The following is a 15,668-nucleotide window of genomic DNA, read 5'->3' on the forward strand; positions in this document are numbered from 1 at the left end:
ACCCAGAAGCTGCTTACGCTAAAATACGCGTACCGATCGCCACGCCGTTGAACAACGCAGGCAGTTGATCAGCGTGACGCCAGCTGGCGATGTCCACCGGACGCCCCAGCGTACGCGCGGCATCCAGCGCGGCGTTGACCTTCACGATCATGCCATCGGTGATGATACCCTGCGCGATCAACTGCTCGGCTTTTTGCGCTGTCATCTCGGCAATACGCTGGCCTTTTCCATCCAGAATACCGCTGACATCCGACAGCAGGATTAAATCCGCACCCAGCGTTGCGGCCAGCGCGGTGGCAGCCTGATCGGCATTCACATTCATCAGATCGCCCTGTTCGGTAATCCCGATGGAGCTGACGACAGGCAAATAACCCGCTGACAGCAGCGTATTCAACAGTAGCGGAGAACCCGCTTCCGCTTTACCCACAAAGCCCAGCGCCTCATCCAGCTGCGTGACCCTGGTGCTGCCGCCGTCCGCCAGACATAGGCCGACAGCGTTAATATCGTGTTTCTTCGCCCAGGACAAGAGCGTTTTATTTGCAGAACCGGCCAGCGCCCCTGTAATGATGTCAATCTGATCGGCGGGTGTGACGCGCAGGCCATTTTTCTTCACCACAGGTAACGACAGTTTCTTCATCAGGTCGTCAACCAGACAGCCACCGCCATGCACAATTAACAACGGACGCTGGTGCGTCTGACGATAGGTGACCAATGCGTTAAACAGACGCTCCAGCGCCTCTTCGCTATCCAGTAACACGCCGCCTAGTTTGATAATTAACGGGTTCATTATGCTCTCGCGCCTCAGAATGATAAATTTTTGATCAGAGTAAAGACTGGGTTTCCGGGAAACCAAAACGAATATTCAGGCATTGTACCGCCTGAGCGGCAGCGCCTTTCAGCAGATTATCTTCCGTGGCGACGATGATCAGATGTTCACCCTCAACGGAGAAGCCAATGTCACAGAATGGCAGACCGACGACAGATTTCAATGCTGGAACGCCTTTCTCATACAAACGCACCAGCGGTTTATCATGATAAGCATTATGGTAAGCCTCTGCGATATCCTGTGATGTCACGCCCGGCTGCAAACGGCAGGTGATCGTTTCCAGTATACCGCGCGCAAAATTACCGAGATGTGGCGTAAAGATGACCGGCGTACCAAGGTGGGTTGAAATCTCAGGCGCATGACGGTGGTTGAAGATACCATAAGGTTGCAGGCTGACTTCGCAGAAACTGCTGGTTAAGGAAGCTTTACGTCCGGCGCCGCTCACGCCGCTGACGGCGTTAATGACCGGCCACTGTGCCGGATTCAGCAATTGTCCATCCACCAGCGGTTTCAACGACAGTTGTGCCGCGGTTGGATAGCACCCCGGCACCGCAATCAGCCGGGCGTGTTTGATACTTTCGGCCTTCCATTCGGCCAAACCGTATACGGCCTGAGCCAGCCAGTCCGTATGTTGATGTTCAAATCCATAATAGCGGGTATAGAAATCGGCATCCTGAACGCGGTAGGCGCCCGACAAATCAAAGACGGTACAGCCGGCCGCCAGGAACTCAGGCGCCAAATCATGACTGACCTTGTGATCCGTCGCCAGAAACACCACGTCAACACCTTTGGCGGCTTCAGCAACATGGGTCAACGGCTGTACCGGTAAATCGATAATGCCTTTCAGCTGTGGATGCAAATCGGAAAGCAATTTTCCGGCATCAACACTTTGCGCTGAAACCGCCAAAGCGGTTATGTTCATCTGTGGGTGACGGTTCAGGTAAAGTGCAAGTTCTGCACCGGTATAACCACTTGCACCAACAATCAACGTATTCAGCATGGGATCCGTATACCTTCTTAATTTATCTATGTAACAGGTAACAGGGTTCACCAGCGTAAACACGCTGTTCACCCGCGAAGCTAAGCAAAGTGATGAATTCCTCGCCACCCGGTATCTTGTGGTTTCCTTTCACTTAGCGTTATTGTATTTTTATTCAAAATAAATGCATGAATATTGATACTATCCTAACCAGAGGCTGTCAACAGTGAAGATGAATTTACCCCCTTTTATTGAGCTATACCGGGCGTTGATCGCGACTCCGTCCATCAGTGCAACCGACAGCGCACTCGATCAAAGTAATCAGGCATTAATCAACTTGTTGGCAGGCTGGTTTACCGATTTAGGCTTCCATGTCGACGTTCAACCCGTCCCCGGCACACAACATAAATTTAATATGCTGGCGCGGATTGGTGAAGGTAAAGGCGGTTTACTGCTGGCCGGGCATACGGATACGGTGCCTTTCGATGATGGACGCTGGACGCGCGATCCTTTCACGCTGACCGAGCACGATAATAAACTTTATGGTCTGGGCACCGCCGATATGAAAGGATTTTTCGCTTTCATTCTCGACACGCTGCGTGACATCGATCCAACAAAACTGACGAAACCACTTTATATTCTTGCGACCGCCGATGAAGAAACCACCATGGCGGGCGCCAAATACTTCTCAGCATCCACGCAGATCCGCCCGGACTGCGCCATTATCGGCGAACCGACCTCGTTACAGCCAGTGCGCGCCCACAAGGGCCATATGTCCAGCGCGATCCGGATTCAGGGGCAGTCAGGCCATTCCAGCGATCCGTCCCGCGGTGTGAACGCCATTGAACTTATGCATGAAGCCATTTCGCATCTGCTGGTGCTGCGCAACACGCTACAGGAGCGCTATCACAACGCGGCGTTCAACATTCCTTATCCCACCATGAATCTGGGCCACATTCACGGCGGGGATGCCGCCAATCGTATCTGCGCCTGCTGTGAGCTGCATATGGATATTCGTCCGCTGCCGGGGCTGACGCTGAATGACCTGAATGGCTTACTGGCTGACTCGCTGGCGCCAGTGAGTCAGCGTTGGCCGGGCCGGTTGACCATCAGCGAATTACATCCTCCCATTCCGGGCTATGAATGCCCGGCCGACCATCGTCTGGTGTCGGTAGTGGAAAAATTGCTGGCAACGAAAACCGAGGTGGTGAATTACTGTACGGAAGCGCCGTTTATTCAGGAACTATGCCCGACGTTGGTATTGGGGCCGGGTTCTATCAATCAGGCCCACCAGCCGGACGAATACATTGATACCGCCTTTATCAAACCAACGCGGGAACTGATTGCGCAGGTTATTCAGCATTTCTGCCACCACTGAGTGTGACCGCCAATGTCGCGGGGCCTGCGGGCTCCGCGATCGCCTTCTGATAAGCGCTCCTAATATCAGCTCATTTGTAATTAAATTTCACAAATTGCCATGCCTATATCAATGCAGGTAAAAAGATCCGCAGGTAGAAAGAATAGCGAGAACAAAGAATCGTCAATTGACGAATCAGACTTGTCGTGGCTAGATGAAAGAAGTGCAGAATATCTGTCAAGTGAAACAAACTTACAAAAATAGAGAGATGGGTCAGGGTAAATATGAACGAACAATATTCCGCAATGCGAAGTAACGTCAGTATGCTCGGTAAGCTGCTTGGCGATACCATCAAGGAGGCATTGGGTGAAAACATTCTTGATAAAGTAGAAACAATCCGCAAGTTGTCAAAGTCCTCTCGGGCAGGCAGCGAGAAGCATCGTCAGGAACTGCTGACCACATTACAGAATCTGTCCAACGATGAGTTGTTGCCGGTTGCCCGTGCATTTAGCCAGTTTCTTAACCTGACCAATACCGCCGAGCAATACCATACCATTTCCCCCCACGGCGAGGCAGCCAGCAACCCGGAGTTACTCGCCAGAGCATTTGATCGCTTAAAAGAAAGTAAGCATCTAACGGAAAGAGACATTCGTGATGCGGTGGAATCGCTTTCCATTGAGCTGGTATTAACGGCACACCCCACTGAAATCACCCGCCGGACGCTGATCCATAAGCTGGTTGAAGTGAATACCTGTCTTAAACAGCTTGATCATGACGATCTGGCCGATTATGAACGTAACCAGATTATGCGTCGTCTGCGTCAGTTGATTGCGCAATCCTGGCATACCGACGAAATCCGCAAAATACGGCCCACCCCGGTAGAGGAAGCAAAATGGGGCTTTGCCGTGGTTGAAAACAGCCTGTGGGAAGGGGTGCCTGCTTTCTTGCGCGAACTGGATGAACTGCTGGAGCAATCGTTTGGTTACCGCCTGCCCGTTGAGGCCGTGCCCGTGCGCTTTACTTCCTGGATGGGGGGCGATCGCGATGGCAATCCGAACGTCACCGCCGAAATCACCCGTCATGTGTTATTACTCAGCCGCTGGAAAGCCGCCGACCTGTTTTTGCAAGATATCCAGTTTCTGGTATCAGAACTGTCGATGTCCGAATGTACGCCAGCGCTGCGCAAGCTGGCTGGCGGCGACGAGGTACAGGAACCCTATCGCGCCATCATGAAATCATTGCGCGCCCAGCTCAATACCACGCTGAGCTATCTGGAAGCCCGTCTTAAAGGCGAACAGCTGCTGCCGCCGAAAGACCTGCTGGTCAACAACGAACAGCTCTGGGAACCGCTGCATGCGTGTTACCAGTCACTGCATGCCTGCGGCATGGGTATCATCGCCGACGGCCAACTGCTGGATACGCTGCGCCGCGTGCGCTGTTTCGGTGTGCCGCTGGTGCGCATCGATGTCCGTCAGGAAAGTACCCGTCACACCGACGCGCTGGCTGAAATTACCCGCTACCTGGGTCTCGGCGACTACGAAAGCTGGTCTGAATCCGATAAACAAGCGTTTCTGATCCGTGAATTAAGCTCTAAGCGTCCGCTATTGCCACGCTACTGGGAACCGAGCGCAGACACCAAGGAAGTGCTTGATACCTGCCGCGTAATCGCCAAAGCGCCGCAAGGCTCTATTGCGGCCTATGTGATTTCAATGGCGCGTACGCCGTCTGACGTGCTGGCGGTTCATCTGCTGCTCAAAGAGGCCGGCTGTCCGTTTGCGTTACCGGTCGCCCCGCTGTTTGAAACGCTGGATGACCTGAACAACGCTGACGAGGTGATGACCCAACTGCTGAATATCGACTGGTATCGCGGGTTCATCCAGGGTAAACAAATGGTCATGATTGGCTATTCCGACTCGGCGAAAGATGCCGGCGTAATGGCGGCGTCATGGGCGCAATACCGTGCTCAGGACGCTCTGATCAAAACCTGTGAGAAAGCGGGCATTGCGTTGACGCTGTTCCACGGCCGCGGGGGTTCAATTGGCCGCGGCGGCGCGCCGGCGCACGCCGCGCTGTTGTCTCAACCGCCGGGAAGTTTGAAAGGCGGACTGCGCGTTACCGAACAGGGTGAAATGATCCGCTTCAAATACGGCCTGCCTGAAGTCACTATCAGCAGCCTGGCTCTGTATACCGGCGCCATTCTGGAAGCCAACCTGCTGCCCCCGCCGGAACCCAAGCAGGAATGGCATGAAGTGATGAATGAGCTGTCCCGCGTTTCCTGCGATATGTACCGCGGATATGTGCGCGAGAACCCGGATTTCGTTCCTTACTTCCGCGCCGCCACGCCCGAACTGGAACTGGGTAAATTGCCATTGGGCTCACGCCCGGCGAAACGTCGTCCTAATGGCGGTGTTGAAAGCCTGCGTGCGATCCCGTGGATTTTCGCCTGGACACAGAATCGCCTGATGCTGCCCGCCTGGTTGGGCGCCGGCGCAGCCTTGCAGAAAGTCGTTGATGACGGCAAGCAGAAACAGCTCGAAACCATGTGTCGTGACTGGCCTTTCTTCTCCACGCGTATCGGGATGCTGGAGATGGTATTCGCCAAAGCCGACCTGTGGCTGGCGGAATATTATGACCAGCGACTGGTTGACAAAAAACTGTGGCCGTTAGGAAAACAGCTACGCGATCAATTAGCTGCCGATATCAATGTGGTGCTGACGATCGCCAATGACGATCACCTGATGGAAGACCTGCCGTGGATTGCAGAATCCATTGCCTTGCGTAACGTCTACACCGACCCGCTGAACGTATTGCAGGCCGAACTGCTGCATCGCTCACGGCAACAGGAACAGCCGGATGCCGAGGTGGAACTGGCGCTGATGGTTACGATTGCGGGCGTCGCCGCCGGGATGCGTAATACGGGCTAACCGCCGCATTTAGCGCTGCTGTAACAGACAAAGGCCGGTCTTTAGACCGGCCTTTCAATCGCTCAAACCAGGTATTTATCCTGCAAGAACTGGCGAGCCTGGTTGTCCAACCCATATTCGACCTCAAGCCAGCCATCGACAGAACCATGGCGCTCATAAATGGCCTGTAACGCCGTAACAATAAATTCTTCCTGCACCGACAGCACATAAGAAAACTGCCCCAGCGCTTTTTCATTGAGCGTGTTGGCCAGATGCGTCACCAGCTGCTGACGGAAAGGAGCCAGCGTGGTGTCGGTCAACAGATAATCTTCCACCACCGTTTGCTCATCCGCTCCCAGCGCGAACATCACCAGCGCAGAACCAATCCCGGTGCGATCTTTACCCACGGCGCAATGTTGTACCAGCGCGCCTTCGTCATCCGGCTGCATCAGCAATGCCACCAATTGACGGTAGGCTGAGTTATCAAACGGTAAACGACGGTAAAGCTCCAGCATAAATGCCCGCGAATCAAACGCCGCCAGCACATCAGATCCTAGCGAATCCAGATTCGCCGTCACTTCATGACGCAGAGGATTGGCCGGAAACGCATGGTAGTTCGCGCCGGACCAAAGGACATCGGGTTTACCCGCAATTTCGTCCTCATCCCGGTAATCAACGACGTGAGAAACCGGTACGCCGGCAAGATATTCACAATCGGCATGACTCAGCAAATCCAGGGAACCGGAACGAAACAGTTTGCCGTGACGAATAAGACGCCCATCTGCGGCGCGGTTCCCACCCAGATCGCGGAAGTTAATTCCACCGTCCAGCGGTAATAAAGAAGGATGGAGCAACATTGGTTCGGTCATATATCTCCTTGCGATTTGTTGTAACGGGCGAGCAACGCCACCGTCTGATGGTCAAACGGCACATCATATCGGTCAACCAATAACAGATTATCAGGAGACGGGCGGGTATCAATGTCGATCGCTCAATAAAACCCGGCCCGCAATGCGCTCGGTAAACAGTACGCGGAACTACTCGGCAGCCAGCAATCGGCGGGTGGCATCCAGCAGAACCTTGATAACGGTTGTCTCAGCCAGTTTCATTGTCGCCACGTCAGGAATTTCCTGTTGGGTCCGGTTAACGATCACGCCGGCGATCATCCCGGCTTTCAGTCCCTGACTGGCGCACATGGTCAGCAGCGTAGCGGACTCCATTTCATAATTCAGTACGCCCATGCTTTGCCACTCCTCCATTGAACCACGGAAGCGGCGCACGACGCGACCAGAGAACGTATCATATCGCTCCTGGCCGGGATAAAACGTGTCGGATGATGCGGTTACCCCAATGTGCAGCGCAACGCCATCCGCCTTCGCCGCGTCAACCAGCGCAGTCGTACAGGCAAAATCAGCAACCGCGGGGAATTCCATGGGCGCGAAATGCAGGCTGGCGCCATCAAGACGCACCGCCGCCGTGGTCACCAGCACATCACCCACGTTGATCCCTTCCTGAATCGCGCCGGTAGTACCGACACGCAGGAAAGTACGGATTCCGAGCTGAGCCAACTCTTCTACCGCGATCGAGGTTGATGGACCACCAATGCCGGTGGAGCAAACAATAACAGACTTCCCATCCAACTCCGCACGCCAGGAGGTAAATTCACGATGCGATGCCAGATATACCGGGTTATCCATCAGACGGGCTATCTTTTCAACACGTTCCGGATCGCCGGGAACGATCGCCAGCGTGGCGCCCTGTAAATCATGCTTTGTCAGACCGAGATGAAAAACATCAGATTTAGACATAACCGCCTCCCAGGCAATTAGTTGAGTAGTCAGAGGTATAAAAAAATTCTTCGACGTTGTACGGCATTGCATAAAACAGCGTTCAGAACGTTTGACAGGGGAAAACCCGCAATCAGCAAGACTCTAGCGTATTACCATGTCGTTTTTAGTGATGGCGATCACTCATAAAAAGGAAACAAAAACCAGCATACATAAAAAACGTGATAATAATCACAAATAGAGGCATCAAAAAACCGTTTACGCCGATGCCGCCGCTTTTATTGTAGATTCTTTAATCATTGTTACTATTGGTTATGGCTGTGAATTTTCACCGCCTGCCCAATACAGGAGATCGCCATGAAGACTGATGAGCCAACAGCCCTCAGACACCTGCCGCGAGGATTTTCTCCGGCGGTGACACCGCAAGCCTCCTCAACCATAAATACGGATACCGCGGACATTATCGCCGCTGAGACCACAATCCTTTCTCAGGGCGAGCAGTTGCCAGCTTACCTTGCCAAACCGGCCAATCAACCAGGACCTTTCCCTATCGTGCTGGTGGTTCAGGAAATTTTCGGCGTCCATCAATATATTCAGGATACTTGCCGTCGTCTGGCTAAACAGGGCTATATGGCCATCGCGCCTGAACTCTATTTCCGCCAGGGCGATCCTAGTCAGTACCATGAAATCCAACAGATTATGACCGAGCTGGTCTACAACGTGCCCGATGCACAAGTGTTATCGGACCTCGATCATGCGGCAAATTGGGCCATCAGGCAGGGAGGCGACGCCAGTAAGCTCGCCATCACCGGTTTCTGCTGGGGCGGGCGTATCGCCTGGCTCTACGCCGCACATAATCCGCAGTTAAAAGCCGCCGTCGCCTGGTACGGAAAATTCAGCGGCGCAAAAACGTTGAATAGTCCCAAACACCCTATTGATATCGCGACAGAACTCTGCGCCCCCGTGCTGGGGTTGTATGGCGCCAAAGATGGAGGGATCCCACTGGACGACGTGGATAAGATGCGTCAGGCGCTGCGCGCCGCCAATGCGGATGCAGAAATTATTGTCTATCCGGATGCGGGACACGCATTCCATGCCGACTATCGCCCCAACTATCATGCAGAATCCGCACAAGACGGCTGGCAGCGCATGCTGGCATGGTTTAAAAAATACGAAGTTTGCTAAACAACAGCAGGGAGGCTTACGCCTCCCTCAGACCATTGACAAAGTTAGATTTTAGGGGAAACACGGGGATGAGGTTCCCGCAGGGATGCCTCGCCCCGTGGTCGCCCCGTGTATCTCAGGTTTACAGACGACTTTGTCAGCAATCTCAAGGAGGCTTACGCCTCCCTTTACCATATCAAGCCTGAACTTCACGCAAACGCTGTGCCGCCTGCACCATGTTCGCCAGCGCCTGACGAGTTTCCGGCCAGCCACGGGTTTTCAGACCACAGTCCGGGTTAACCCACAGACGTTCGGCCGGGATGCGCTGCGCCGCTTTCAACAACAGCGCTTCTATCCATTCAACGCTGGGAACGTTCGGTGAGTGGATGTCATATACGCCCGGGCCGATCTCGTTTGGATATTCAAACTCTTCAAACGATTCCAGCAATTCCATATCGGAACGTGACGTCTCAATGGTAATCACATCCGCATCCAGCGCAGCGATGGAATCCATGATGTCATTAAATTCGCAATAACACATATGAGTGTGAATCTGGGTATCATCCTGCGCGACCGCCGCATTCAGACGGAACGCATCCACAGCCCAGGTCAGATATGCATCCCAGTCGGAGCGATGCAGTGGCAAACCTTCACGCAGCGCCGGTTCGTCAATCTGGATAATACCGATGCCGGCTTTTTCCAGATCCGCCACTTCATCCCGCAGCGCCAGCGCGATTTGTTTAGCGATAGTTTCACGGGTCACGTCTTCACGCGGGAAAGACCAGCACAGAATCGTCACCGGACCGGTCAACATGCCTTTCATCGGTTTGTCAGTCAGAGACTGCGCGTACTTCGCCCACTCGACGGTAATGGCTTTAGGACGGCTGACATCGCCAATAATAACCGGTGGTTTCACACAACGAGAACCGTAGCTCTGCACCCAGCCGTTCTGAGTAAAAATGAAACCATCCAGATGTTCGCCGAAATATTCCACCATGTCGTTACGCTCGGCTTCACCATGCACCAGTACGTCCAGCCCCAGACGTTCCTGCTCCGCCACTGCTTGCTTAATATGTTCGGAGATACCGGTACGATAGTTATTGCCATCCAGACGCCCCTGTTTAAAGTCCAGACGCAGGCCACGAATTTCCGTTGTTTGCGGGAAAGAACCAATGGTGGTGGTCGGCCATGCCGGCAAATTGAAGCGCGCACGCTGGGCTTTGGCACGCAGCGGATACGGTTGCTGGCGCTGGCTGTCCTGCGGGGTAATGGCCGCCAGACGCCGGGTAACCGCCGGATTGTTAACCCGAGCCGAAGTACGGCGAGCACGGATCGGTGCGCTGTACGCTTCCAGAGCCTGCGCGTTGCCGCTGTTGAGCGCCTGGGACAACAGAGACAGCTCTGAACATTTCTGGATAGCAAATGCAAACCAGCTTTTTACTTCATCGTCCAGACGCGTTTCGACGCTTAAATCGATAGGACTGTGTAACAGTGAGCAGGCGCTGCCCAGCCACAGCGTACGCTTGCCAACCAGTGGTTGCAGGCGCTCAAACCAGTTGCTCAGATCGGCACGCCAGACGTTACGTCCGTTGATCACCCCCAGAGACAGCAGCCAGTCGGCAGGTAATTGCGCATTCAACCCGGCCGCATCATCTTTACCATGGACCAGGTCCACATGCAGCCCCTGAACCGGTAACGCCTTGATGGTATCCAGATTCTGACCAATGCTGTCGAAGTAGGTTGTCAGCAGCAGTTTTGTTTGTCCTTGCAGAGCGTCATAGGCGGGTTTGAACGCGGCCAGCCACGCCTGCGGCAGTTCAAGCACCAATGCCGGTTCATCAATCTGCACCCACTCAATGCCGCGTTTAGCCAGCTCAGCCAGCACTTGCTGATACACCGGCAGAATAGCTTGCAGCAGAGACAAGCGATCGAACGGCTCACCCTTCGCTTTGCCCAGCCACAGATAGGTGACCGGCCCCAGCAGAACAGGTTTCACCTTATGACCCAGCGCCAGCGCCTCATCAACTTCATCCAGCAGTTGAGTCCAGGTCAGTTTAAACTGCTGCCCTTTGGTAAATTCAGGCACCATATAGTGGTAGTTGGTGTTAAACCACTTGGTCATCTCCGCGGCCGCGGCAGGTTCTCCCGTGGGCGCACGTCCACGGCCAATGCGAAACAGCGTATCCAGATCGACGGAACCATCAACATTCTGATGACGTGCCGGTACGTTACCCAGCAACAGGCTGGTCGTCAGCACATGATCGTACCAGGCAAAATCACCCACCGGCACCAGATCAACCCCCGCATCCTTCTGTTGCTGCCAATGCCGCGCACGCAGTTCGCGTCCGACCGTCAGCAACTCTTCCTGTGTGGCGTTGCCAGCCCAATAGCTTTCCTGTGCTTTTTTTAGCTCACGTCGTAGTCCAACACGCGGAAAACCCAGTGTGTGATTCAAAATCGTCATCGTTAATACCCCATTTAGCCATCCAGATGTTTACACATCCATAATCCGCAGGTAGTGTATTAATAACAAGCGCAATTTATTCACTGTCACTGTGAAGGACCCTCATGATCGAATTTAAACACCTGCGAACACTGCAAGCTCTGCGCAATACGGGATCGTTAGCCGCCGCGGCCGCCGCACTTCACCAGACCCAATCGGCGCTGTCTCACCAGTTCAGCGATCTGGAGCAACGTCTTGGATTCAGGTTATTTGTTCGTAAAAGTCAGCCGCTGCGCTTTACGCCTCAGGGAGAGATTCTGTTGCAGCTGGCTGAACAGGTGTTGCCGCAAATCCAACAGGCATTGCAGGCATGTCATGAACCGCACCAGACCACACTGCGTCTGGCAATCGAATGCCATAGCTGCATCCAGTGGCTGACCCCTGCGCTGGATGAGTTCCATCAAAACTGGCCGCAGGTGATCATGGACTTCAAATCGGGTGTAACGTTTGATCCGCAGCCCGCATTACAACAGGGGGAACTTGATTTGGTCATGACCTCGGATATCATGCCCCGTAGTGGATTACACTATTCCCCCCTGTTTGATTTTGAAGTCAGACTGGTACTGGCTCCCGATCATCCCCTTGCGACGAAAGAGAAAATCGAACCGGAAGATTTCAGTCTGGAAACGTTGATGATTTATCCGGTACAGCGCCAACGGCTGGATGTCTGGCGTCATTTTCTGCAACCGGCAGGCGTCAGCCCGACCTTGAAAAGTGTGGATAATACGCTACTGCTGATTCAGATGGTGGCCGCCCGCATGGGGATCGCCGCGCTACCGCACTGGGTGGTGGAAAGTTTCGAACGTCAGGGACTGGTCGTCACCAAAACACTCGGGGAAGGACTCTGGAGCCGGCTGTACGCTGCCGTCAGGGACGGAGAACAGCGCCAGCCAGTGATTGAAGCGTTTATTCGTTCGGCGCGTCAGCACGCTTGTGACCATTTACCGTTTGTACGGGACGCTTCACGACCCAACGCCGGTGTACCCACAGTGAGGACATAATAATCATTGCGCCAATAATAAAACTCGGCCAGTGTACCGTTTCCTGCCAGATAGCCAGATTGACCAGCAACCCCGCAGGAACATGGAAATTATTCATAATCCCTAATGTACCGGCATCAACCTGAGTCGCGCCGTAGTTCCACATGAAATAACCCAGCCCCGAGGCCGCCACGCCCAGCCAGACCAGCACTCCCCATTGCACGGAGGTGCTGGGTAGCTGGTTGGGATTGCCGAACAGCAGCCACGCCACCACCGAAACGGCCAGCGCCCCCAAATAAAACCATGAAAACGCAGTATGTTGCGGCATGGGATGCACTTCCATCAGGCGCTTGTAACCAACCTGCCCGATAGCAAAAAAGATATTCGCCGCCTGTACCAGAATCAGACCCCAGACAAAATGGGGGCTAATCTCGTCATAGCGGATCACTGCCGCCCCCAGCACCGCCAATAGCGCGCTCAGGATATATCCCCAGCGCAGCCGCTCACGCCGTAATAGATCGTAAATTAACGTGACATACAATGGCGTCATGACCGTGAAAAGCAGGAACTCGGGCACGCTCAAATAGAGATAAGCTTGGAAAACAAATAGATACATGATCCCCAGTTGACATGCGCCGACCAGCAGATACAGAAACAAAACGCGCGGCGCATATCCACGCCAGCGCAGGAACGGCAGGAAAACCAACGCCGCCAGCCCGATACGCATTAATACCGAAAAACAGCTGTCTACCTGCCCAGCCAGATATTCGCCAATCAGACTGAATGAAAAGGCCCACAAAATGGTGGTGATAATGAGTAATGACACAATAAAATCCACTCAACAATGAAGTGGCCGTATTGTAATAGAGAACGGTGTATAAGTTTCAAACAAATAAGTTTACATCTGAACAAATAGCGAACAAACAAAAGCGCGAAAGACTGATGGAAGGCGGGTTTGAATAATCAGCAGCGAATGATATTTAATCGCAGCCGCGCATCAAACACACAGGCAATACCAACGTAGTGACGAGGCTCATGAATGAGCCTCGTCCATAACGTGTTCAAAACGACAATCTGTTGCCCCGCAGCCCGGATTATTTAGGGTATCGCAATAGGCTGACAGAATACGCTTATTAAATTTGCCATCTAAACCAGGCAAAAAAAACGTTACCATTATTGTATGTACCGGGAATATACGTCGCCTGGAAAGAAAGCTTGTGGTAACTGATTGAGGCCAAAGGCAACAGAACCGGGATAGGGATATAATTCCAGTTATCCCGCATCGTCGCACCGGCAGTAAATCCCAACCCCAGTTGGAAATCCTGATCGCTGGTTGGCCGCCACCGTTTCTCAAAACCATAACCGCCGATCGGTTCCCATTTATTATGAGAGTCTTTGAAAGCCATAATATACAGTGAATGCCAGTCGCCATCCTCATCCAGACGCGACACACCATAGCCGGCCCCCCACGGACGTTCATTATATTCATCCGTTTTTTCTTTATCGTACGTCCAACGGTTATGCCAGGTAATCGCTGGAATATAGATATCGTGATTGGGCGACTCTGACCAGGTTTTAGAGATATTATTTTTACTTCTCTGCCACCAGCTTTCGTCATGTTTCGTCGCAGCAGTATCCGTACCTGCCGTGGCGCCGTCGTTAGACGAATAGCCCGTGGTATTATTGGTATTCACCACACTGTTATTATTATCCAGGCTAAGATTATTCTCCATACCCGCAGCTTGAACCAGGAACGGCATGCCAGATAACGCGGCCAAATACAGGGTTACTAAAATACGTTTTAAATACATCATAAGACTCTCTGCAACGTAACAAACACCATCCATATCCTTCAGCTTTCAAATTACAGAAATGTTGGTCGTCGTTTTCACTCGAATAACTGACTGATGTAAACTTATCGGGATTAATGAGAGACATCCTGTCTCTCACCGAAGGCCAGCCGCTGGCTGGTCAAATTCGTTTACCGCTTTCCTGTATCCTGAAATCTCTCGGATAAGATATATAACAATAAGTTGAATTATATAACTCAAATCATTCTGTCTGCACAGATAAGTGCGACAATAAAAGTCAGCTATTATGTAGACATAAGTGACAACAGGAGTTAAATAAATTTTAGTTTAAGAAAGCGTTTCAGAAATTTCTTACCTGAAATAACAAAAAACCATCTGATTTTCAGATGGTTTATAAATAAAAAACCGGAATGAACCGATAGCGAACGGCTGAAAACTAAATACCGTCACCATATTCAAAGCCGCGATTCACGCCATTAAAATACTGGTCCATATCCATCGCAGGTTTATCGGTTTCCGGACGTCCCACAATTCGGGCAGGCACGCCCGCTGCCGTCGTATGTGGCGGTACGGGCTGTAGCACCACCGAACCCGCGCCAATCTTGGCGCCGCGCCCCACTTCAATATTCCCCAAAATCTTGGCGCCGGCACCAATCATGACACCTTCACGAATCTTAGGATGGCGATCGCCGCTGGTCTTGCCCGTTCCCCCGAGGGTAACGGACTGGAGGATGGAAACATCATTCTCAACGACGGCGGTTTCCCCGATCACGATACCGGTCGCATGATCGAGCATGATCCCACAGCCAATCATGGCCGCCGGGTGGATATCGACGCCAAACGAGACTGAAATCTGATTCTGAAAATAGATCGCCAACGCTCTGCGATCCTGTGACCACAGCCAGTGCCCGATACGATAGGCCTGTAATGCGTGAAATCCCTTCAGGTACAGCAACGGAGTAGAGTATTTGTCCACCGCCGGATCACGCAGGCAAACGGCCTGGATATCACGAGCGGCGGAAACGATCATTTGCGGATCGGCCTGGTAAGCTTCTTCGGCAACTTCGCGGATGGCGATCGCGGGCATAATCGGATTAGCCAGCTTGTTGGCCAGCATATAGCTCAGCGCGCTCCCCAGATTTTCATGCTTCAGCAGTGTGGCATGGAAAAAACTGGCCAGCATGGGTTCGCAATCCGCCAGACTGCGCGCTTCCGCCTTGATATTTTTCCAGACCAGTTCCAGCTCTTCTATCGACATTGCCTTACTCCCCGCAGTACCACACACACCGCAATACAATTTATTATTATAAAAAAACGAAAGATACTATCAGCCCCCCAAATCAGGAAGCCCAGTAGAA

General features: G+C 52.8%; 12 protein-coding genes. 4 read left to right on the plus strand and 8 right to left on the minus strand.

What is annotated here, in order from left to right:
* Positions 1-13: 13 nt before the first annotated feature.
* Together argB and argC are read right to left on the minus strand one after the other, a co-directional pair.
* Positions 14-790: an acetylglutamate kinase gene (gene argB / locus B4923_RS10295; protein WP_211313947.1), complete on the minus strand. Its 777-nt coding sequence runs from the start codon at positions 788-790 to the stop codon at positions 14-16.
* A 31-nt stretch (positions 791-821) separates the two neighbouring features.
* Complete coding sequence (argC, locus tag B4923_RS10300) at positions 822-1,826, minus strand: N-acetyl-gamma-glutamyl-phosphate reductase (RefSeq protein WP_109054279.1); 1,005 nt, start codon at positions 1,824-1,826, stop codon at positions 822-824.
* 205 nt (positions 1,827-2,031) lie between these two features.
* On the opposite strand from argC, the gene argE reads away from it, so the two are divergent.
* The gene (gene argE / locus B4923_RS10305) at positions 2,032-3,183 is read left to right on the plus strand and encodes an acetylornithine deacetylase (protein ID WP_109054280.1); all 1,152 of its coding nucleotides are present in this window, start codon (positions 2,032-2,034) and stop codon (positions 3,181-3,183) included.
* Positions 3,184-3,446: 263 nt separating this feature from the next.
* The gene (gene ppc / locus B4923_RS10310; protein WP_109054281.1) at positions 3,447-6,086 is read left to right on the plus strand and encodes a phosphoenolpyruvate carboxylase; all 2,640 of its coding nucleotides are present in this window, start codon (positions 3,447-3,449) and stop codon (positions 6,084-6,086) included.
* A gap of 62 nt (positions 6,087-6,148) precedes the next feature.
* Here the strand turns inward: ppc and B4923_RS10315 are convergent, their stop codons facing one another.
* Both B4923_RS10315 and udp read right to left on the minus strand, forming a co-directional pair.
* Positions 6,149-6,934, minus strand: coding sequence for a tyrosine-protein phosphatase (locus B4923_RS10315; RefSeq protein ID WP_109054282.1), 786 nt, complete (start codon positions 6,932-6,934; stop codon positions 6,149-6,151).
* 168 nt (positions 6,935-7,102) lie between these two features.
* The gene (gene udp / locus B4923_RS10320) at positions 7,103-7,873 is read right to left on the minus strand and encodes a uridine phosphorylase (RefSeq protein WP_109054283.1); all 771 of its coding nucleotides are present in this window, start codon (positions 7,871-7,873) and stop codon (positions 7,103-7,105) included.
* Positions 7,874-8,209: 336 nt separating this feature from the next.
* Between udp and B4923_RS10325 the strand changes: the two genes are divergently transcribed.
* Complete coding sequence (locus B4923_RS10325) at positions 8,210-9,037, plus strand: dienelactone hydrolase family protein (protein ID WP_109054284.1); 828 nt, start codon at positions 8,210-8,212, stop codon at positions 9,035-9,037.
* A gap of 175 nt (positions 9,038-9,212) precedes the next feature.
* Here the strand turns inward: B4923_RS10325 and metE are convergent, their stop codons facing one another.
* Complete coding sequence (gene metE, locus B4923_RS10330; RefSeq protein WP_109054285.1) at positions 9,213-11,480, minus strand: 5-methyltetrahydropteroyltriglutamate--homocysteine S-methyltransferase; 2,268 nt, start codon at positions 11,478-11,480, stop codon at positions 9,213-9,215.
* A gap of 104 nt (positions 11,481-11,584) precedes the next feature.
* On the opposite strand from metE, the gene metR reads away from it, so the two are divergent.
* The gene (gene metR / locus B4923_RS10335; RefSeq protein WP_109054286.1) at positions 11,585-12,520 is read left to right on the plus strand and encodes an HTH-type transcriptional regulator MetR; all 936 of its coding nucleotides are present in this window, start codon (positions 11,585-11,587) and stop codon (positions 12,518-12,520) included.
* Here metR and B4923_RS10340 read toward each other — a convergent pair.
* The 3 genes from B4923_RS10340 to cysE all read right to left on the minus strand — a co-directional run bounded on the left by B4923_RS10340 (position 12,426) and on the right by cysE (position 15,568).
* Positions 12,426-13,325: a carboxylate/amino acid/amine transporter gene (locus B4923_RS10340; RefSeq protein WP_109054287.1), complete on the minus strand. Its 900-nt coding sequence runs from the start codon at positions 13,323-13,325 to the stop codon at positions 12,426-12,428. The genes metR and B4923_RS10340 overlap by 95 nt on opposite strands.
* 307 nt (positions 13,326-13,632) lie before the next feature.
* Positions 13,633-14,232, minus strand: a complete 600-nt coding sequence (gene pagP, locus B4923_RS10345; RefSeq protein WP_425428617.1) for a lipid IV(A) palmitoyltransferase PagP — start codon at positions 14,230-14,232, stop codon at positions 13,633-13,635.
* Between the two features lie 514 nt (positions 14,233-14,746).
* The gene (cysE, locus tag B4923_RS10350; protein WP_109054288.1) at positions 14,747-15,568 is read right to left on the minus strand and encodes a serine O-acetyltransferase; all 822 of its coding nucleotides are present in this window, start codon (positions 15,566-15,568) and stop codon (positions 14,747-14,749) included.
* Positions 15,569-15,668: the final 100 nt, after the last annotated feature.

Origin of the sequence: Brenneria roseae subsp. americana, from assembly GCF_003115815.1 — a bacterium.
GTDB lineage: Bacteria > Pseudomonadota > Gammaproteobacteria > Enterobacterales > Enterobacteriaceae > Brenneria > Brenneria roseae.